The organism is Mesorhizobium sp. NPDC059054 (assembly GCF_042739215.1).
GTDB lineage: Bacteria > Pseudomonadota > Alphaproteobacteria > Rhizobiales > Rhizobiaceae > Mesorhizobium.
Genome location: NZ_JBHYHV010000005.1, coordinates 248,880 through 270,071 on the forward strand (window position 1 = coordinate 248,880; position 21,192 = coordinate 270,071).

Annotated in this window: 15 protein-coding genes; 5 read left to right on the plus strand and 10 right to left on the minus strand. The window is 63.3% G+C overall.

The genetic code is table 11. The annotated features are described in order from the left end of the window. Positions 1-443: 443 nt before the first annotated feature. Positions 444-1,055 (minus strand): TetR/AcrR family transcriptional regulator, encoded by a 612-nt coding sequence (locus ACFWXH_RS22195; protein ID WP_379123508.1) that lies wholly within the window; start codon positions 1,053-1,055, stop codon positions 444-446. A 337-nt stretch (positions 1,056-1,392) separates the two neighbouring features. Between ACFWXH_RS22195 and ACFWXH_RS22200 the strand changes: the two genes are divergently transcribed. Together ACFWXH_RS22200 and ACFWXH_RS22205 are read left to right on the plus strand one after the other, a co-directional pair. After that, positions 1,393-2,502, plus strand: a complete 1,110-nt coding sequence (locus ACFWXH_RS22200) for an efflux RND transporter periplasmic adaptor subunit (RefSeq protein ID WP_379123509.1) — start codon at positions 1,393-1,395, stop codon at positions 2,500-2,502. A gap of 50 nt (positions 2,503-2,552) precedes the next feature. Then, positions 2,553-5,654 (plus strand): efflux RND transporter permease subunit, encoded by a 3,102-nt coding sequence (locus tag ACFWXH_RS22205; RefSeq protein WP_379123510.1) that lies wholly within the window; start codon positions 2,553-2,555, stop codon positions 5,652-5,654. Between the two features lie 426 nt (positions 5,655-6,080). Here ACFWXH_RS22205 and ggt read toward each other — a convergent pair whose 3' ends face one another. The 4 genes from ggt to galE form a co-directional block, all read right to left on the minus strand. Then, positions 6,081-7,826, minus strand: coding sequence for a gamma-glutamyltransferase (ggt, locus tag ACFWXH_RS22210; RefSeq protein ID WP_054312920.1), 1,746 nt, complete (start codon positions 7,824-7,826; stop codon positions 6,081-6,083). A gap of 375 nt (positions 7,827-8,201) precedes the next feature. Further along, a complete protein-coding gene (locus ACFWXH_RS22215; RefSeq protein ID WP_379123511.1) occupies positions 8,202-9,377 on the minus strand; it encodes a dipeptidase in 1,176 nt (391 codons plus the stop codon). A 180-nt stretch (positions 9,378-9,557) separates the two neighbouring features. Then, positions 9,558-10,808, minus strand: coding sequence for a D-amino acid dehydrogenase (locus ACFWXH_RS22220; RefSeq protein WP_379123512.1), 1,251 nt, complete (start codon positions 10,806-10,808; stop codon positions 9,558-9,560). Positions 10,809-11,010: 202 nt separating this feature from the next. Then, the gene (gene galE / locus ACFWXH_RS22225; RefSeq protein ID WP_054312887.1) at positions 11,011-12,009 is read right to left on the minus strand and encodes a UDP-glucose 4-epimerase GalE; all 999 of its coding nucleotides are present in this window, start codon (positions 12,007-12,009) and stop codon (positions 11,011-11,013) included. 268 nt (positions 12,010-12,277) lie between these two features. On the opposite strand from galE, the gene hemA reads away from it, so the two are divergent. From hemA to ACFWXH_RS22240, 3 genes are all read left to right on the plus strand, one after another. Further along, a complete protein-coding gene (gene hemA, locus ACFWXH_RS22230) occupies positions 12,278-13,555 on the plus strand; it encodes a 5-aminolevulinate synthase (protein WP_054312888.1) in 1,278 nt (425 codons plus the stop codon). A 225-nt stretch (positions 13,556-13,780) separates the two neighbouring features. Next, on the plus strand, positions 13,781-15,343 hold the full coding sequence (locus ACFWXH_RS22235) for a transporter associated domain-containing protein (RefSeq protein WP_379123513.1): 1,563 nt from the start codon (positions 13,781-13,783) through the stop codon (positions 15,341-15,343). Between the two features lie 172 nt (positions 15,344-15,515). After that, entirely contained in the window at positions 15,516-17,018 is a 1,503-nt protein-coding gene (locus tag ACFWXH_RS22240; RefSeq protein WP_379123514.1) for a hypothetical protein, read from the plus strand. A gap of 82 nt (positions 17,019-17,100) precedes the next feature. Here ACFWXH_RS22240 and ACFWXH_RS22245 read toward each other — a convergent pair whose 3' ends face one another. The 5 genes from ACFWXH_RS22245 to mscL all read right to left on the minus strand — a co-directional run bounded on the left by ACFWXH_RS22245 (position 17,101) and on the right by mscL (position 21,012). Further along, positions 17,101-17,580: a molybdopterin-dependent oxidoreductase gene (locus ACFWXH_RS22245; protein ID WP_379123515.1), complete on the minus strand. Its 480-nt coding sequence runs from the start codon at positions 17,578-17,580 to the stop codon at positions 17,101-17,103. Between the two features lie 129 nt (positions 17,581-17,709). Further along, positions 17,710-17,982, minus strand: a complete 273-nt coding sequence (locus tag ACFWXH_RS22250; protein WP_054312892.1) for a hypothetical protein — start codon at positions 17,980-17,982, stop codon at positions 17,710-17,712. A gap of 133 nt (positions 17,983-18,115) precedes the next feature. Then, positions 18,116-19,207 carry a branched-chain amino acid aminotransferase gene (locus ACFWXH_RS22255; RefSeq protein ID WP_379123516.1) on the minus strand — a complete coding sequence of 364 codons (1,092 nt, stop codon included), beginning with the start codon at positions 19,205-19,207 and terminating at the stop codon, positions 18,116-18,118. A gap of 94 nt (positions 19,208-19,301) precedes the next feature. Further along, the gene (locus tag ACFWXH_RS22260) at positions 19,302-20,480 is read right to left on the minus strand and encodes a pyridoxal phosphate-dependent aminotransferase (RefSeq protein WP_379123517.1); all 1,179 of its coding nucleotides are present in this window, start codon (positions 20,478-20,480) and stop codon (positions 19,302-19,304) included. 109 nt (positions 20,481-20,589) lie between these two features. Next, on the minus strand, positions 20,590-21,012 hold the full coding sequence (gene mscL / locus ACFWXH_RS22265) for a large conductance mechanosensitive channel protein MscL (RefSeq protein ID WP_379123518.1): 423 nt from the start codon (positions 21,010-21,012) through the stop codon (positions 20,590-20,592). Positions 21,013-21,192 lie beyond the last annotated feature (180 nt).

A 21,192-nucleotide genomic window follows, 5' to 3' on the forward strand; every position in this document is an offset into this window, starting at 1 on the left:
CGGGGGGGGGGGTCCGGTGGGACCCGGAAGGGAAGGAGAAAAGAAAGGAGAGTGCGGCAAGCACGGGGGGGGGGAGAGGGAGGGGGGGGGGGGAAGGGACAAAAAAACCCCCCCCCCCCGCTCCCATCGCCACCGAGACCAGCGCCACGCGGCGGATGCCAACCTTTTCGGCAATGATGCCGCCGAAGGCCGAGCCGAAGATGGCCGGGAACAGCGTCAGCGCCGCGATGATGCCCATCCAGCTCGCGTTGCCCGACAAATCGTAGACCAGCCAGGGATAGACCACCGCGGTGATCGCGTTGGCGAGATTGACGGTGACGCTGGCAGCCTGGAGCCCGGTATAGGGCCATATGGTGCGCGCCGGGCGCAGTGCCTTTGGATCGTCTGCCATGGTGATGAACGGTTGCCTTGCAGCAGCGCGACCGCATAGCGCCTCGGATGTTTCAGGTCGTCGGCGCCGCGCCTGGCCGCAGAAAGCGCGTGATGAGGAGCCGCAGCATCGGCCGCTGCTCCAGGGGGTTGAAACCGGGATCGATGGCGACACGGCTGAAGACGCCGTCGATCAGTGCAGCGATCCAGCGGGCGCTGTCGGCCGGGTCGAGCGTCGGATCAACCTGGCCGCGGGCAGCGGCGTTGCGCAGAAGCGTGTTCAGGGACACCTGCAGTTCGTTGTCGTTCTTGGTGACGAGCTTGCCGATCTCTTCGTCGCGCATCGCTTCGGCCGCGATCTCCAGTGCCAGCTTGAGATAGGTGGGATCGGAAGCAAGCTCGAGCACGATGTCCATGAAGTCGAGCAGTTCGGCAAACAGGTCCGTCGACTGCACCGTGCCTTCGAAATAGTCGGCAGTCTGGCGCCGCTCTTCTTCGACGATGGCGGCGATGATCGCCTGCTTGTTCGGGAAATAATAAAAAAGATTCCCCGGGCTCATGCCGGCCTCGGCGCAGATCTCGGCGGTCGAGGTGCGATGGAACCCCTTGACCGCGAAACAGGTGACGGCTGCCTGCAATATCTGCTGGCGCTTCGCCTCATGCTTCTCGGGATCGACCTTGCGCATACCGCCTCAATTCCGCCCTTTTATTTCTAGACTACTCAGTCTAATAAATGGCGAACTATGGCCTGTCAACGCAGAAACTATTACATTTCCGCGCATTGACATTCGGCTGAGTCGTTAATTAGATCGACTAGTCTAATAATTTAATGAGCGGCAGGGACGCCGCAAATACAGGCGAATAGGACCCATGCGTTACGTTTCTCGCTTTGCCGGAGCGTTTCCGTTTTCCACGGAAACGCGGAAACGCTCTCGCTTTTTGGTTTTACGCAATTCCGGACGGAAAACCGCTTCGCACTTTTCCCGGAATTGCTTCAAGGCAGCGGCGGCATCCGTTTTCATCGTGGTGGCGGGCACCGGACCGCTGCTGGCCGAAGGGGCCGCCGCAGCGGCCCGGACGGATCTTTCCCAGCGCACTGTCTCGACCTTCATCGCGGAACGGCAGCCGGCCGAATGGACATTGACCTTCACCGGCGTTCTGGTGGCGCGCGACGAGATCGCTGTCGGAACGTCCTTGCAGGATCAGCGCATCGCTTCGGTCGAGGTGGAAGTCGGCGAGCACGTCAAGGCCGGCCAGGTGCTGGTCCAGTTGGAAACCGCGATGCTCGAGAACAAGCTGCGCGAAGCGGAAGGCCGCGTGGCGCGCAGCAAAGCCTCCCTTGCCCAGCAGGAGGCAACGCTGGCGCAGACCCAGTCGGCATTCGAACGCGCCGAGCGTCTGAGAATGACCCGGACGATTTCCGAGCAGGCTTATGAGGATCGCGCCTCCGCCGTTGCGGTAGCGAGGCAAGGCGTTGCCGTGCAGCGGGCGGAGAATGCCGAGGCACAGGCACAGCGTGCCGAGGCTGGGCGACAGCTGGAACGCGCAGCCATCCGCGCGCCGGCCGACGGTGTCGTTTCGGAACGCCTGGCCCGCGCCGGCGCGCAGGCAAGTGCCGAGCCTTTGATCCGCCTCATACGCGATGGCGCGGTCGAGTTCGCCGCCGAGGTTCCGGAAGCCGACCTGCCCGCATTGGCCATCGGCCAGCCGGTCAAGGTGAAGCTTGCCGGCCGTACCGTTGAGGTCAGTGGCAAGGTGCGCATCGTTGCCCCGAAGATCGACCGCGAAACCCGGCTGGGATCGGCGCAGATCACGCTCGACACCACGGAGCCGCTGTTTGTCGGAGCCTTCGGCAGGGCCGAAGTGATCTTCGCCAAACGCGAGGCCATCGTCGTCGCCGACAGCGCGCTGGTCTACGGACGCGGCACCGACGATTGCGCCGTCTTCGTCGTCAGTGACGGCCGCGTGCAGCGTCGCCCGGTCGAAACGGGCCTGCGCAGGAGCGGCAGGGTCGAGATCCGCGCCGGCCTCGAGCCCGGCGAACGCATTGTCGCCAAGGCGGGTGCGGCCCTGCGCGAGGGCGACGCCGTGACCACCGTCGACCTGGTGCAGGCCGGCAGCGTCAAGAAATGACAGGCCCCGAAAATCGAGATCGATTTTCGGAAGGACCACCGAGCTAAAAAATGCACACCAGCAACATTTCCGCCTGGGCGATCCGAAAGCCGGTCCCCACCATTGTCCTGTTCATCGTGCTGACCTTCGCGGGTCTCGCCGCCTTCATGCGGCTGCCGATCAACGCCAACCCCAACGTCACCTTCCCGATCGTGACGGTCACGGTGACGCAGTCGAGTGCCGCCCCGGCAGAACTGGAGACGCAGGTTACCAGGCGCGTCGAAGGTGCGGCGTCCGGCCTCGCAGGCGTCAACCACATCAAGTCGACCATCACGACCGGCTCCTCCACCACCGAGGTGGAATTCAAGATCGGCACCGATCCCGACCGCGCCACCAATGACGTGCGCGAGGCGATCCAGCAGATCCGCTCGGACCTGCCGCAATCGATCCAGGAACCAGTGATTGCGCGCGTCGACGTCGATGGCAGCGCCATCCTCTACTACACGGTCAGGGCGCCGCGCATGACGCCGGTCGAATTGTCGTGGTTCGTCGACGACACCATCAACCGCGAGCTGCTTGCCGTCAGCGGCGTCCAGAAGGTGCAGCGGCTGGGCGGCGTCGCCCGCGAAATCCGCGTCTCGCTCGACCCCGACAAGATGCTGGCGCTGGGCGTGACCGCCGACCAGGTCAATTCCGCCCTGCGCGACATCAATGCCAACATTCCAGGCGGCCGCGGCACCATTGGTGGGCGCGAGCAATCGATCCGCGCGCTCGGCAGCGTCAAGACGGTGGAGGAGCTGGCGCAGCTTTCCGTGCCGCTGCCGGACAAGCGCTGGGTAAAACTGGCCGACATCGCGACCGTCACCGACAGTTCGGCGGAACCGCGCTTCTTCGCGCGGCAGGACGGCGAGTCCACCGTTGGTTTCTCCGTGTCGCGCGGCAAGGGCTACAGCGACACCACCGTCGCCGACGCCACCCGTGCCCGCATCGCCGAAATCCAGGCGCGCTCGCCGGATATCGAGATCAAGGAACTGATCTCGACGGTCCAGTACACGATGGAAAGCTATGACGCGGCCTCCACCGCGCTGGTGGAAGGCGCGGTGCTGACGGTCATCGTGGTGTTCCTGTTCCTGCGCAACTGGCGCGCCACCATGATCTCGGCGCTGGCTATGCCGCTTTCCATCCTGCCGACCTTCGCGGCGATGGATTTGCTCGGCTTCACGCTGAACTCGATCAGCCTGCTGGCACTGACGCTGGTCATCGGCATCCTCGTCGACGACGCCATCGTCGAGATCGAGAACATCGAGCGCCACATCCATATGGGCAAGCGGCCCTATATCGCTTCGATCGAGGCCGCAGACGCCATCGGGCTGGCGGTGGTCGCCACCACGCTGACCATCGTCGCCATCTTCGCACCGGTGAGCTTCATCGGCGGCGCGGTCGGGCAATATTTCAAGCAGTTCGGCCTCACGGTCGCCATTGCCGTCATGTTCTCGCTGCTGGTCGCGCGCCTGCTCACGCCGCTGATGGCTGCCTATCTGATGCAGCCTGCGAAACAGGTCGATCATGACGTGAAGCCGTCCAGGATCGCGACCAGCTACACCTGGCTGCTCGCCTGGACGCTGGACCATCGCAAGACCGCGCTGGCGATCGTCGCGGTGATCTTCGCAGGTTCGGTCGCGCTGCTCACCATGCTGCCGACCGGCTTCCTGCCGACCAGCGACGGCAATCTCTCGCAAGTGAAAGTGACGCTGCCACCCGGCACGAGGCTCAACGAGACCGAGAGCGTGACCGATGGCATGGTCAAGCAGCTGTTGGCCCGGCCGGAAGTGGAAACGGTGCTGGTCACATCCGAAAATGTGAACGAGGCGAATTTCCTGATCCGGCTGACGCCACGCAGCGAGCGCAACGAGGACCGTAAGGGGTTCGAGGCGGCGGTGCGGCCGATCTTCGCCATGACGCCGGATATCCAGTTCACCTTCCTGTCGGACGGTGGCGGCAAGGAGGTCGCGATCAACCTTGTCGGCGAGGATACTCAGGTGCTGTCGGATGCGGCGCGCAAGCTCGAAATGGAAATGCGCGGCCTTCCTCAGCTCGCCAACGTGCTGTCGAGCGAGCCGCCGCTGGCGCCGGAACTGGTGGTGAAGCCTCGGCCGGACGAGGCGGCCCGCCTTGGCGTATCGTCGATGGCGCTCGGAACCGTCGCCCGTATCGCAACGCTCGGCGAGATCGATTCAGCCTCGGCGCAGTTCAATCTCGGCAATCGCCAGGTGCCGATCCGCGTGCTGCTGGACAGCTCCGCCCGGGCGGACCTGGAAGCGCTGCGCAAGCTGCGCGTCGGCACGTCGGGCGGCAAGATGGTGCCGCTCACTTCGGTGGCCGACATCAGCTTCGGTGCCGAGGAAGGCCAGATCGAGCGCCTCGACCGCAAGCGCCAGGTCGCCATCGAAGCCAATCTCGACAACAATGCCACGCTCGGCACCGCTATGGCGGCGATCATGGAGTTGCCGGCCTACAAGCAGCTGCCGGCCGGCGTCAGCCTCAAGGAGTATGGCGACACCGAATCCATGGCCGAGATGTTTCGCAACTTCGCGCTCGCGGTGCTGGCGGGCGTGCTCATGGTGATGGCCGTACTGGTCCTTTTGTTCAAGGATTTCCTGCAGCCGGTGACGATCCTGATCGCGCTGCCGCTGTCGCTGGGCGGCGCGGCGCTGGCGCTGCTCATCGCCGGCTCCGCGCTCGACCTGTCGTCGGTCATCGGCATCCTGATGCTGATGGGCATCGTCGGCAAGAACTCGATCCTGCTGGTCGACTATGCGATCGAAGCCAGGCGTGGGGGCCTCGACCGGCGCGCAGCTCTGATGAAGGCCGGCACGACCCGCGCACGGCCGATCATCATGACGACGATCGCCATGGTGGCCGGCATGGCGCCGGCGGCCATCGGTGTCGGCGCCGATGCCGGCTTCCGCGCACCGATGGCGATTGCGGTGATCGGCGGCCTGATCACCTCGACGCTGCTGTCGCTGGTGTTCGTGCCGGTGATGTTCACCGTTATGGACGATCTGAACGGATGGCTGGCACGCAGGCTGCGGCCGCTGACCTCAGTCACCGACGCCGATCGCGCCGCCGGGGAACTGCTTGCCGCAAAGCAGGCCGAGACGCCGAGCTCATAAGCCCCCAGTTGGGCTCGGTCGGAGGGCGCAGGGGTTCGATATCCCTGCGCCTTTCTTGCGGCGCCTCGTTCTTCCCCTTGCAGGCATTTGCCATGCGGTACGCCTCGATGCAGGGTCTGGATCGCCGCCCCTTCTTCCGCGTTCCGGAATGGATCCCCGACACTCTTCGGTCGCTGCGCTCCCTACGAGGTCGAGGATGACGGAGCTTGGCAGAGCGCTTCGGCCAATCTCCAACGTTGGCACCATCTCAACCTTCAACGCTGAAGATGAGCCGCGGTATTGCAACCTGCGTCATCCTCGACCTCGTGAGCGACCGCAGGGAGCGGAGAGTGTCGGGGATCCATTCCGGAACGCTGAAGGGAATGTCCCAGCACAACCCATGTGCGATTGCCCTGCCCCTGTGGGGAGAATGGGGCGCCCCAGCGCTCAATACCCCTGCGCCTCTCCTGCAACCGCGCGGCTGTCGATGGCGCCGTTGTAGCGTGCGCCGCCACCCTTCTGGATCTCACCCAGACTGCGTCCGCCGACCAGGATGCCAGCGGCCTGCCCCCAGGTCTTGCCTTCTTCCGAAACGCTCAGGCTGTAGCCCATTCCCGCCAGCAGCTTCAGCGTGTCGGGCGACAGGCCGTTGTCTTCGACATAGAGCGTGTCGGGCAACCACTGATGATGGATACGCGGCGCGTCGATCGCTTCCTGGATGTTCATGCCATGGTCGATCACGTTGAGGATCGCCTGCAGCGTGATGGTGATGATGCGCGAGCCACCAGGGCTGCCGATGACCATGAATGGCTTGCCGTCCTTGGCGACGACGGTCGGGCTCATCGAGGACAGCGGGGTCTTCTTCGGCGCGATCGCATTCGCCTCGCCCTGCACCAGGCCATAAAGATTGGGCACGCCTGGCTTCTGGGTGAAATCGTCCATCTCGTTGTTGAGCAGGATACCGGTGCCATCTGCCACCACGCCGGCGCCAAAGGCGCCGTTCAGCGTGTAGGTGACGGCAACCGCGTTGCCGTCCTTGTCGATAATCGAATAATGCGTCGTTTCCTTGCTCTCGCCGAAGCCCTCCGGCATCAGATCCTTCGAAACGCCGGCGCGGAACGGATCGATCTTGGCGCGGATCTGTGCCGCATAGCCTTTGTCGAGCAGCTTTTCGACCGGGTTCTGTACGAAGTCCGGATCGCCGAGCGCCGAGTTGCGATCGACATAGGCATAACGCATCGCCTCGGCCATCAGGTGCACCGTATCGGCCGAACCATAGCCGAGAAATCCGAGCGGATAGCCTTCGAGCACATTGAGGATTTCGCAGATGATGACGCCACCGGAGCTCGGCGGCGGCGAAGAAATGATCTCGTAGCCGCGATAATTGCAGGTGATGGGGGCGAGTTCGCGAACCTTGTACTGTTCGAAATCCGCCTTGGCGAGGATGCCGCCCTTGGCGCTCGATGCCGCGATGATGGTGTCGGCGATACCACCCTTGTAGAAGGCATCAGCCCCCTTCTCCGAGATCGTGGAGAGCGTGGCGGCGAGATTCGGCTGGACGAGCTTCTCGCCAATGCCGAAGGGTTTGCCGTCCGGCTTCAGGAAGATGGCAGCCGCCGCCGGGTCCTTGGCCAGCCGCTCGGCATCGGAGGCAAGAGCGGCTGCATCGCCCTGCTCCAGCGTGAAGCCATCGCCGGCAAGCCGGATCGCCGGCGCCATCAGGTCGGCGCGTGGCAAGGTGCCGTATTTCTCGCGCGCCATTTCCAGGCCCGCGACCGAACCCGGCACACCGACGGCCAGATAACCGTCGAGGCTGGCGCCTTTGATCGGGTTGCCGTCCTTGTCGAGATACATGGTCTTGGTGGCGGCAAGCGGTGCACGCTCGCGGAAATCGAGGAAGGTGGTCTTGCCTTCCTTGAAGCGGATGGTCATGAACCCGCCGCCGCCGATATTGCCGGCGATCGGATAGGTGACGGCGAGCGCGTAGCCGACGGCGACCGCCGCGTCGACGGCGTTACCGCCCTTTTTCAGCACTTCCACGCCGGCCTCGGTGGCCAGGCGCTGCGCGGTGACGACCATGCCGTTTTCGCCCTTGGCCGGCGCCGGTGAAGCGGCGATGGCAAGCTCAAGCGGCGCGAAGGCGAGCGCAACAACAAGGCTGACGGATATCAGCGCATGGCGGACTGGTTGCATGACCATTTCTCCAGAGATACCCCCGCCCTGGTGTGGTGATTTCGAAGTTCGCCAGATCCTCGATATAACGCCCGGAGCGAACTTCGAAATCACTACACCAGAAACTATGAGTTGCTAGTGTCCCCTTTGATTTTGAAATTCGCTCCCCGCCCGATATCAAAACTCTGGCGAATTTCAAAATCGGGACACTAGTGGTGATTCACGACGGGACCAATGACTCGCCCCAAACGCGTTTCGACGCAAGGCGCCATGTGCGGGAAATAATCGGCACAACGCGCAGCGGGACGAAGTTGGGGTCTGGATCGCCTTGCTGTCGTCGCCGTTTCGGAACGCTGGAAAAATGAGACCCTCAAGTGCTGGCCGAAACGACAGATCTCAATCCGGCAGGTTTTCGAGCAGGAAACGGATTTCGTTGCCGCCCATCGCCTTGCCGGTATCCTCGTCATTGAAGCCGGCCGTCAGCAAGGCGTCGGTGACCTGGACGAGCCCGGTGGTGTCGAACGGCATCGTGACGGCGCCATCGAAATCGGAGCCGAGCGCGACGTGGTCGATGCCGGCCATGTCGGCCGTATGCCGGATTGCTTCGGCGACAGCAGTTGCGTCCTTGCCGCAGACGGCGGTTTCCCAATAACCGATGCCGATCAACCCACCCTTGGCCGCCAGGGCTTTCAGTTGATCGTCGGACAGGTTGCGGTTGTTGTCGCAGGTGCCCTTCACCCCGGTGTGGGAAACCACCACGGGACGCGTTGAGACGGCGAGCGCATCGTCGATGGTGGCCGACGAGGCATGAGCGAGATCGAGGATCATGCCCTTTTCCTCCATGCGGCGGACCATCTCGCGGCCCTTGTCGGTCAGCCCGCCCTTGTCGACGCCATGCGCGGACCCACCCATCTCGCTGTCGAAGAAATGCGCCGGCGACATCATGCGGAAGCCTGCATCGAAGAGCGCGTCGACATTGGCCGGATCGCCCTCCAGCACCTGGGCGCCTTCGATGGCGAGCAGACCGGCAACAAGGCCGGACTCCACCTTGCGGCGATCGAGGAAACGGCGCAGGTCGCGCTTCGACCTGATGACGACGAAATGGCCATCGGAGCGCGCCGCCATGTCGTTCAGCCTGGCGGCCTGGTAAAGCGCACGCTCCTTGAGGCTGAAGATCGCTGAAATCGGCCAGCGCTGGCCGATCGCAAGCAGCGTGATGTTGTCGGTCGAACCGTCATTGTGCTCGATGTTCTGGCCACGCGGTGACTTGCTGACCACGGCAAAGACCTGCAGGGCGACGTTGCCCTCGTCCAGGCGCGGTATGTCGACCTGGCCACGGGTGCCACGCGCCAGGAGATCGCGGCCCCACAACAGCGGGTCGGCATGCAGATCGGCGATGGTCAGCGTCTCGTGCAGCGCCTTGGCCCTGTCCGACGCGGCACAAGGCGGAGGATTGATCACACCGTTCATCGCCTGCTCGACGCGCGCGGGCAGCACGAAGAAGAAAAAGCCGAGCCCGGCGACAATCAACACCACCAGCACCGCGAAAACGATCTTCAGGAAACGCCGCATCACGCCCTCCGCCACCACAAGGCAAACCCGCCACGCTTTTGCCGGCATCGCCCAAGCAGCGATCATTTCCCGGCAAAATCGGGAAGTCGAGGTGATGACGTTGCAGCCGGCGAGTTCTCAACCGGTTTAGTCGAGCGGGTCAGCCTCCTCGCTCGTCTCGCACCTGAAGGCCGCTGTGACCTAACCCTTGTAGACAAGGCCCTGCGGGTCGATCTCCGGCTTGCGGCCGGCAACGAGATCGGCCAGGAAGGCGCCGGAGCCGCAGGCCATCGTCCAGCCGACATGGCCGTGTCCGGTATCGAGATACAGGTTCCTGTACCTGGCGCGGCCGATCACCGGAACCGAATTCGGCATCATCGGCCTGAGACCCGACCACAGCTCCGCTTTCTTCTCGTCGAAAGCGCCGGGGAACAGGTCCTTCGCCGTCCGGAACATGGCGGTGAAATCGCGCGGGTGGTAGCTGCGGTCGAAACCGGTGAACTCGGCCGTCGAGGCGATGCGCAGGCGATTGCCGAGCCGCGAATAGGCGATCAGTTGGTCCTCGTCGGCGCCGCCCATGGTCGGTCCCTTGCTTTCGTCCTCCAGCGGCACCGTCGCGGTATAGCCCTTGACGGGATAGACTGGCAGGTCGATGCCGTAGCGACGACCGAGCAGACCGCTTTCCGGCCCCATCGAGATCACCACCGCATCGCCGGAAACCGGTCCGTTGGACGTCATCACGTTGCGGACGGTGTCGCCCTCGATGTCGAGGCCTTCCACCGTGGTTCCGTAGAGGAACTTCACGCCGAGCCTTTCGACGGCGAAAGCGGCGAGATTTTCGACGAACTGCCGGGAATCGCCGGTCTGGTCGATCGGTGAATAGACACCGCCGGCGATCTTGTCCCTGGCGCCGGCAAGGCCGGGCTCGATCTCGACCAGACGGTCGCGATCGACGATCTCGATCGGCAGGCCGTGTTTGGCCAGGAACTCGTAGTTCGCGGTGCCGTGCTCCAGGCTCTTCTGCGTGCGGAAGAAGTAAAGAATGCCCCGGCGTCGTTCGTCATAGGACAGGCCGGTATGCTGCTGCAGCGCATTGATGCAGTCGCGCGAATAGAGCGCGAGCCTTAGCTTCACCTCGCTGTTGGCGCGCAGGCGCTCCCGGGTGCATTGCCTGAGAAACCGTAGGCTCCAGGCAAGGAAATAAGGATCGAAACGCAGTCTCACCTTGATGCCGAGATCATGGTTGTAGAGCGCCCGCAGGAAGGTCTTCAGCGCGGCCGGCGAGGCCCAGGCGGTCGCATCGCCTGGCGAGACCAGGCCGGCATTGGAATAGCTGGTGCCGCGCGCCGCCGTCTCGTGACGTTCCACGACGGTGACCTCATGGCCGTCCCTGGCCAGGTAATAGGCCGCCGCCGTGCCGACAACGCCGGCGCCAAGAACCACAATCTTCAAAACCGTCTCCCCAACCAAGCGATCGCCTTCGGGATCACGCCGCTTGCCTTCGCCGCATGACCTTGTCCGAAAGGTCCGCACCTTTTGCTTCGCCGGCCTTCGGTTCCGGATCAGGCTTTGAGGCGCCCGCGACGCCGCGTCCTCATAACGGCAATCGGCCGGCATTTCGAGCCTCGACCTGATAGTCCAGATTTTACGGGGTTCAGTTGCGCGCGGAGTTCTTCCCTGCCAGCACGCGCTCCCACTCGAGCGCATCGCGCACGATGAGATCGAGATCGTCGCGGTGCGGCGCCCAGCCCAGTTCCCCACGGGCCAGATCGGCATTGGCGATGACGGATGCCGCATCGCCGGGACGGCGCGGTCCCATGGTGACAACGAAGTCGCGGCCACTGACACGGCGCACCGCCTCAATCACCTCGAGTACCGAATAGCCGTGGCCGTAACCGCAATTGGCGACGAGGTTGCCAGCACCGGCACGCAGCCGCTGCAGGGCCAGTCGATGCGCGGTCACGAGATCGCTGACATGGACATAGTCACGGAGGCAGGTTCCGTCGGGTGTCGGATAGTCGGTACCGAAAACCTCGAGCGAAGGCCGCTTGCCGAGCACAACTTCACTGGCCACCTTGATCAGATGCGTTGCGCGCGGCGAAGCCTGTCCCGTGCGGCCCCTGGCATCGGCACCGGCGACATTGAAATAGCGCAAGGCCGAGTAACGCAGGCCGTAGGCGGCGGCGGCATCGCGCAGCATCCACTCGCTCATCAGCTTGGACATGCCGTAAGGCGATTCTGGCATGGTAGTCGCGTCTTCCGTCACCGGCTCCAACCGGCTGCCGCCATAGACAGCCGCGGTCGAAGAGAAGATGAAATTCGCCACTCCGCCTCGAACCGCGGCTTCGATCAGCGAGCGGGTCTTGGAGGTGTTGTTCTCGTAATAGGCGAGCGGATCGGCCACCGATTCCGGAACGATGATGGAACCTGCGAAATGGATGATGGCGTCGATGCCATGCTCGCGAATGATTCTGGCGACAAGATCCTTGTCTCCGACATCGCCGACGACCAGCCTGGCTTCCGGCGCCACGGCCCAGTCGAAACCAGTCGATAGCCGGTCCAGGACGACGACCTCCTCTTCGCCGGCATCGAGAAGTTCCCAAACCATGTGACTGCCGATATAGCCGGCACCACCCGTCACCAACACGGCCATGCGGCCTACTCCCCTCTAAAATCCGCAAACACTCTCATGCGCAGGATTGTTGCAGACGCTAGCCGGAAAGCCTTAAGAAGCAATGTGACGGCTTCTGCCAATTTGCGATGCGATCTTTGATCCACATCAAGGGAATAGTTCACAGACCGTGTTCGTTAGATTTGGTCGATGGACATCCAAAGACTGGGCGTGGCATTTTGACCAAAGCTGGTACATGGACGCCGGACGGGGCTGTGACTATGATCCGGCCGCAAATTGGGAAGCACAGATGAACTATCAGCGGTTCTTCGAGGAAGCGATCGACCAGCTCCATGCGGAGCGCCGCTACCGGGTATTCGCCGATCTGGAACGCATCGCGGGCAAGTTTCCGCGCGCGATCTGGCGCGCCAATGGCCGTGCCCAGGAGATCACCGTCTGGTGCTCCAACGATTATCTCGGCATGGGCCAGCACCCCGATGTCATCGCCGCGATGCAGGCTGCTGCCGGCGGCATGGGCACGGGCGCGGGCGGCACCCGCAACATTTCCGGCACCAACCACCCGCTGGTGGAACTTGAGCTCGAGCTGGCCGACCTGCATGGCAAAGAGGCCGGGCTGGTCTTCACCTCCGGCTTCGTTTCCAATGAAGCAGGCATCTCGACCATCGCGCGGCTGCTGCCGAATTGCCTGATCCTGTCCGACGAGCTCAACCATGCCTCGATGATCGAAGGTATCCGCCGCTCGGGCGCCGAGAAGAAGATCTTCCGCCACAACGACGTGGCGCACCTGGAAAGCCTGCTGCAGAGCGCCGGGCGCGAGCGCGCCAAGCTGATCGTGTTCGAAAGCGTCTATTCCATGGATGGCGACATCGCGCCGATCGAGGCGATCGCCGACCTCGCCGACAAATACAACGCCATGACCTATATCGACGAGGTCCATGCCGTCGGCATGTACGGTCCGCACGGCGGCGGCATCACCGAGCAGGAAGGCCTGGTCGACCGCATCGACATCATCGAAGGCACGCTGGCCAAGGCGTTCGGCACGCTGGGCGGCTACATCACTGGCCCGCGCGCTGTCATCGACGCCGTGCGCTCCTACGCACCGGGCTTCATCTTCACCACGGCGCTGCCGCCGGCCATCGCGGCTGCAACCACAACCTCGATCCGCCACCTCAAGGCCTCGCAGGTCGAGCGCGACGGCCAGAGGCGCCAGGCCGAGCGCACCAAGCAGGTGCTGGCCGCTGCCGGCCTGCCGGTGATGAATTCCGCCACGCATATCGTACCGGTGCTGGTCGGCGAGCCCGAGCTTTGCAAGATGGCGAGCGATCGCCTGCTCGGCGTGCATGGCATCTATATCCAGCCGATCAACTATCCGACCGTGCCGCGCGGCACGGAGCGGCTGCGCATCACGCCGACGCCGTTCCATGACGACGCGCTGATCGACGGCCTGCGCGACGCGCTGGTCGAGACCTGGGATGCGCTCGGCATTCCCTACGGCTCCACCGGCCGCCCGGCCGTTACCGAGACCGAACGTGTCATCCCGCTGCTGGTGCCGAAGTCCGGCGGCTGAGCGGGATCGATCGCATGCAGAAATTACACGCGTAACGGGACGTTACACACTCTTGCCTGACGACGGCGACAGTAGTGCCGGCGACGGTCGACACCGAAGGCAGCTGGTTCCGCGATGCGGAACCAGCTGCCTTCGTTCATCTCATCATCCGCTTCGCTTTGTCTTGACCTCCGGTGTTCCCGCCGGGGGCTTTCTGCGTTCACGCAACAACGTTTAGGACCAACAATGGAACTCCTCGCGGATCCAGCCATCTGGACCGGCCTCATCACCCTTATCGTCCTCGAAATCGTCCTCGGCATCGACAATCTCGTCTTCATCGCGATCCTGGCCGACAAGCTGCCGTCACACCTGCGCAACAAAGCGCGCCTGATTGGCCTGTCGCTGGCATTGATGATGCGCATCGTGCTGCTGTTCTCGATCTCCTGGATCGTGACGCTGACTCAACCGCTGTTTTCGATCGCCCCGTTCTCGTTCTCGGGCCGCGACATCATCCTCATCCTCGGAGGCGTGTTCCTGCTCGCCAAGGGCACGCTGGAACTGCACGAACGCCTGGAGGGCGGACACAAGCCAAAGCGGGGCAAGGTGTTCCAGGCGGCCTTCTGGCAGGTCATCGTGCAGATCGTGGTGCTCGACGCCGTGTTTTCGCTGGACAGTGTCATCACCGCCGTCGGCATGGTCGACGAGCTCTGGGTGATGATCACCGCCGTCTGCGTGGCCATGGCCGTCATGACCGCCGCCTCCAGGCCGCTGATGGCGTTCGTCTCGAGGCACCCGACCGTGGTCATCCTCTGCCTCGGCTTCCTGCTGATGATCGGCTTCAGCCTCGTGGTCGAAGGTTTCGGTTTCCATATTCCGAAGGGCTATCTCTACGCTGCCATCGGCTTCTCGGTCCTGATCGAGGCGGCCAACCAGCTTGGTCGCCGCAACCGCGAAAAGGTCATCAGCACCGGCGATCTGCGCGAGCGGACATCCGAGGCCGTCTTCAGGCTGCTCGGCGGTCGCATCGGTGAACAGCCGCTGGGCGAGATCGTCGACGTGATTGCCGAGCAGGCGAGGCAAGGCGACCTGTTCAAGCCTGAAGAGAAGGAAATGATCCGCGGCGTGCTCGGCCTCGGCGAACGACCCGTCAGTTCCATCATGTCGCCGCGCAACGAGCTGGAATGGCTGAACCTCGACCAGGATGCAGAGACGCTGCGAACCAACATCCGCAGGCTCACGCATGGCCGCGTTGTCCTCGCGCGCGGCAGCGTCGAGGATTTCGTCGGCGTCGCCATCACCAATGATCTGTCCAATTCACTGCTCGACGGCAACGCAATCGACTGGGCGCGCATGACCCGGCAGCCGGTGATCGTGCACGAGGCGGCCAATGTGCTCGAGGTGATGGAGCAACTGCGCCGCTCGCCGGTGCAGATGGCCATGGTCGTCGACGAGCATGGCTCGCTCGAAGGCATCGCGACACCGACCGACGTCCTGGAAGCCATCGCCGGCGAGTTCCCGGACATGGATGAAGAGGCTGCGGCGCTGGAACGCCAGGAGGACGGGGCGTGGCTGACCGACGGCTTCATCGACATCCGCCAGCTCAGCTGTGTCATCGAGAACGACCTGGTCGATGACACGAACCGCTATGCGACGCTCGCCGGCTATATCCTCACCGAACTCGGCCACCTGCCGAAGGAAGGTGAGGCGTTCGAGACGAACGGCTGGCGCTTCGAAGTGCTCTCGCTCGACAAGCGCCGCATTGGCAAGGTGCGTATCAGCGAACGCGTCGACGCGCGGGAACAGGAATGACGCCCGCCTCTTCCTTGGCCAAAATGGATGCTCCAGAGCGTTTCCGTTTTTCACTGAAACGCGGAAATGCTCTAACTTTTTGTTTTCACGCAATTCCGGACGGAAAACCGCTACGCACTTTTCCTGGAATTGCTCTAGGTTGGCGCCGGAGCCCTTAGACCGGATAACCTTCATGCCATTTCGTGCCATCGATGATCGTTTCAAGCCCCGGCTGAGAACGCTGATCCCGCTTGTCCTTGCAGTGGGCGGCCAGGTGATCACCGCAGCCGTCGCGCAGGCGGCGGAAAACGTCACCATTCCCCGGTATCAGCCGGAAATCGGCACCGTCCATACCTACCGCATCCAGAAGACGACCGAGACCGACATGTCGCTGTGGTTCGACAAGCCCGAAGCAGCCGCGATGGTGATGCGCGGAGATTTCCGCCAGCAGACCGCGGTGGTCTCGCGCGACGACAAGGGCATGCGGGTGCGCTGGGTGCTGTCGGCCGATCTTCCGCCGGCGGCCCTGAGCGTCGCGGATTCCTACCCGATGAATGCGCAATATCGGAATTCGCTCACCGCCTACGGCGTGCAGCAGCTGGAGGTCGAGACGGATCTGACCGGCTATCCGACTGCGTTGGCGGGAGCCGACCAGATTGTCGCCCATATGGAAAGCCTCATCGCCGCGCCTGGACCAGGTGGAGCGACGGTGCCGGCCGACAGCGTCGCCAGCCGCATGGTTCAGGCAATCAAGGACAACCCGCTCAAGGTGGTCGACGTGCTCATCCCCGAGGTCATCGCTCTCAGCCTGGGTCAGGCCTCGCAGGACGCCACCATCGAGGTCGGCAGCGCGTGGAGCGCAAAAGGCGACGAAAGCATCGGAGATGGAATCGTTTCCGCGACATCGGCATGGAAACTCGTGTCGACCGACAGCGCCAGGCGCATCGCCACCTTCAGCATGCTGCAGAGCTTCGATCCGGCGGCCCTCCAGGCGGCTACGAAAGCGCCAACCGAAAAGATAATCGCGGGCTTCGGCGAACGGGCGAAGCAACTGACGGATGAACAGATGACGCGGGTCCTAAGCCCGCAAAAATCCCGTGACCTGACGCTGGTCGTGTCGCTGCAGGACGGTTCGACAGTGGAAGCCCTGGACAGCGTGACGGTGGACAGTGCTGGCACGAAGCTCACCATCGTCGCCCATATCTGGCGCGACGACCAGTTGCCGACCCTGCCCGAGCCACCGGCGTGGAAGGCCAAGATCGTCTCGGCTCAGAGCGTCAGCCCGCTGGGACAGACCACGACGCAGCCTTCCGACCTGGAGGGGTTCAGCGGCGAGGCCAAGTCCGGCGCACCGGCAGAGCAACAAGCAGCGGCAGAACCACCGAAAGCCATCGCCCCGATCTCGCTCAAGATCGCGAAGGCTGAAACCACCAGGGACCCGCTTTACGGCGAAACCGTCGTGAGCGTCGTGCTGACACCGGACAGCGCCAAGGTCTTCGGCGATTTCACCCGCGCCGCGATCGGCCAAAAAACGCAGCTTCTGATCGGCGAGACAGTGATCCTGGAACCGGTTGTTCGTGAACCTATCCTTCAAGGCATGATCACGATCAACGGCTTCGATACGACAAAAGCCCAGGGTCTCGCGGAGCAACTGTCCGCCCCGAACGCAGCGATCACCGTGCGGCTGGCACCTTAGAGCGTCAACGCCGCGACCTCTCAGGTTCGCCCCTGCGGTTTCGCGCATGTTGTGATCGCGCCGCACACGTTGCGCGACAAATTCATTTCACTTCGATCGAGACCACGCCCTTGACGCTCCTGGCGCCACGAGCATCGCCTGGTACAACCAGCCGGAAGCCTTCGCCGGGAACCAGCGGCTTTCCGTCCTGCTCGGTGGCGAGGATGACGGCGCGGTTGCCGAAATCCGGCGCGATTTCGCCGATCGAAAAGGCGACGCTGTAGCCGTCATCCGCAGTGACCAGGAAGGTGTGCTTCAGGTCTTCGTGATGCTCCTGGCTGAGCCTGGACAGGCCTTTTTCCTGTAGCAGCGACCACAGGAGAACGCCCTTGTAGTGGCCTTTCTCCATCCCGTTCCTGGTCTTGAACGAGACGTCCAGCTCGGTTGCCGGCAACTTGTCGAGGTCCGCGGCGGTCAGTGTGCCCGTGGTGATGCCCGCACCTGAAAGCGCGATGCCGTCCGTGGCCAGGGCTGGTGTCGCCAGCAGGATCAGGATGGGCAGCAAGGCGCGAACGGTTTTCATACGGCAGCTCCGTTATACTCAGAGGGATATTACGAAGCTGCCTGCGAAAGGCAATCACGCGTCCTGGAAAATGTCAGTTACCGCGTATTCAGCCGTCGTTCCTGACCGAGCCGCGTCGCCTGTCCAGGATCAGGCGTTCCTGCGGCGCAGCATGAAAAAGGCCAGGCCGCCAGCGATGATGCCGCTTATCGCCCATTTGTAGGGAAGCACGTCGGCGGTCTCGCTGCGGATCGCACGCACCGCGACCGTGCCGGGACGCGTCTCGACGGAGCCATTGCCGGCAGCGATCTGCTCAGGCGAGACCACCCATTCCGCGCCGGTTTTCTTGTCGTAAACCATGAACCCGAAGCCGACGATGAGCGCGACCACCAAAGCCACGACGATTCTGGGAATGAACGACATCTTGTTTAGCTCCAACGCATCAGCAAGGCATGCAACGCCCCAAAGTGGTTCCGCTTGTCAGCGGAACCACTTTGGCACTTGGTTTTTCAGGCAATTCCGGAAAACAGGACCGCAATGCAGCGGTCGAGCCGTATCAGATGCTGCGCATCCAGCCGTGGTCGTCCTTGACGGTTCCGCGCTGCACGCCGACCAGCTTGGCGCGCAGCTGCGAGGTGACCTCGCCGTCGCCGCTGTTGCCGATCGAGAACGAGCCTTCGCGGAACTTCACCGTGCCGATGCCGGCGATGACGGCGGCGGTGCCGCAGGCGAACGCCTCGCGCAGCTTGCCGCTGGTTGCATCGGCCTGCCACTCGTCGAAGCTGTAGAGTCGTTCCTCGACCGTGTAGCCGGCTTCGGCGGCGAGTTTCATGATCGATGCACGCGTGATGCCGGGCAGGATGGTGCCGAGCGGCGGGGTGACGATGCGCTTGTCGTCCATGACGAAGAAGACGTTCATGCCGCCGAGCTCCTCGATCCAGCGGCGCTCGGCCGCGTCAAGGAAGACGACCTGGTCACAGCCGTTGCGGGTAGCCTCGGCCTGGGCAATCAGGCTGCCGGCATAGTTGCCGCCGCATTTGGCGGCACCGGTGCCGCCGGGCGCCGCGCGGGTATAATCATCCGACACCCAGACGCTCACTGCCTTGTAGCCGCCCTTGAAGTAGGCGCCGACCGGCGAAGCGATGACGCAGAAGATGTATTCCGTGGCCGGGCGCACGCCGAGGAAGGCTTCGCTGGCGAACATGAACGGACGCAGATAGAGGCTGCCATCGCCTTCCGGCACCCAGGCCGCGTCGGTGCGCACCAGCGTCTCGACCGCCTCGATGAACAGCTCTTCCGGGATCGCCGGCATCGCCATGCGCTCGGCTGAAAGATTGAGGCGGCGCGCATTCTCCTCCGGGCGGAACAGTGCCAGCCCGTCCGGGGTGCGGTAGGCCTTCATGCCTTCGAAGATCTCCTGGGCGTAGTGCAGCACCGCCGCCGCCGGGTCGATGGCGAAGGGTGCCCGTGCACGAACCTGCGCGTTGTGCCAGCCGCGTTCCACGGTCCAGGTGATCGTGACCATATGGTCGGAGAACACCTTGCCGAAGCCGGGATTGGCCATCAGCGCGGCGCGCGCCTCCAGCGAGGTCGGCGAGGCATGCGGGATCAGTTCAATGCGCGGCTTTGCAGTCGTCTGGGCAGTCATCTGGCGTACTTTCCTCAAGCCTTCCGTCGGGAACGGCAGATCTCGCCTTCTCAGAGGCACGTAATAATATTGCTCGTAACAATCTTGCGCGAAATTACAAGCGCCGCGTCCAGTCGGCGATGCGGGTCGCGGCTTCTTCAAGCTGGTCCAGCCGGCGCAGGAAGCACAATCTGAGGAATTTCTCGCCACCTGCTCCGAACGCGGTACCCGGCGCCAGCCCGACATTGGCATGGTCGACAATGTCGAACGCGGCAGCGCGGGAATCGTTCAAACCGTCAACGGAAAAGAACAGGTAGAAGGCGCCGGGCGGAACCGCGAAACGCACCTTGCCGGTCTGCCCGAGGATGCCGCAGACAAGATCGCGCGCCTGGCGTGCATGCGCAACCTGCCTGGCGACGAAAGCGTCGCCTTCATCGAGGGCAGCCACCGCCCCGCGCTGCATGAACTGCGCCACGCCGGAGGTCGAATACTGGATCAGGTTCTCGAACACCTGCTGCAGGGAAGGATGCGTCTTGATCCAGCCGACGCGCCAGCCGGTCATCGCCCAGTTCTTCGAGAAGCTGTTGACGAACAGAATGCGATCATCGTCGCGCATGATGTCGATGAAGGACGGCGCACGGCCACCATCATAGTGGAACAGCGCGTAGATCTCGTCGGCGATGACCCAGAGGCCCCTGGCGCGCGCGAGTTCGAGGATCGCCTGCAATGTTTCGCGGTCGGCGGTCCAGCCGGTCGGGTTCGACGGCGTGTTGACGAAGATCGCCCTGGTGCGTGGCGTGATCGCCGCCGCGATCTTTTCGACATCACAGGACCAGCCCCCGGAACCAGCATTGTCGGTGAGGTCGAGCACGACCGGCACAGGCACCGCGCCGCTGATACCGGCTGCCGCTGCAAAATTCGGCCATGCCGGCGACAGATAGATCACCTCGTCGCCCTTGCCAGCGACGGCATCGATCGCGAGCTGGATGGCGTGCATGCCGGAACCGGTGAGGATGAACTCCTCCGGCGCGAAGCTTTTGCCAAAGTGGCGCTCATAGTAGCTGGCGAGCGCCTGCCGTACCTCCGGGATGCCCTTCTGCCAGGTGTAGAAGGTCTCGCCGTTGCCGAGCGCACGGCTCGCGGCATCCGCGATGAAGGCAGGCGTCGGCAGGTCGCCCTCACCTGCCCAGAGCGGAATCATGCCATCACGGCCGCGGCCGTGGTTCATGACGGCAACAATGCCGCTTTCAGGTGCAGCGCGTGCTTCCGCGCGCAGGGTCTCGACCAGATCCATGGGTATCTTCCGGCTTGAAATTGTCCCGGAGTGCTATCGTGTTTGCCTTGCCCCGAAAATAGCAAAACCCGGCCGCAAGCGACCGGGTTCTTGGTCCAGAGGACTGAGATTACTTCTTGGCGAGCAGGTCGCGGATTTCGGTGAGCAGCGCGACGTCGGCCGGCGGCGCGGCCGGGGCTTCGGCAGGCTTCTGCTTTTCCAGCCGGCGGCGGACATTGTTGACCGCCTTGACCATCAGGAAAATGATCCAGGCGAGGATGATGAAGTTGATCACCACGGTGATGAAGGAACCATAGGCGAAGACGGCGCCTTGCTTCTTGGCTTCGGCCAGTGAAGTGGCCGTTACGGCCGAGGACAAGCCAAAAAAGTAGTTGTTGAAGTCCAGGCCTCCGAAGATCGCACCGACGATCGGCATGATGATGTCGTTGACCAGCGAGTCGACGATCTTTCCAAAGGCGGCGCCGATGATGACACCGACCGCCAGATCCATGACATTGCCTCTGGAGATGAACTCCTGAAATTCTTTCAGCATTTTGTCCTCCTTTTCGCGGCCCAACGCCGCGACCCTCGGCAACCGGCCCTTCTGCCGATTCGCAGAAACAATAACAAAAACGCACCGCAGCACGAGCAAAAACGAAACGTAGAGTTGCGATGCGTCGGCTGTGGGTCGCACCCAAGGTCGTAATGGACAGTTCTGTGAAGCTGTGATTGC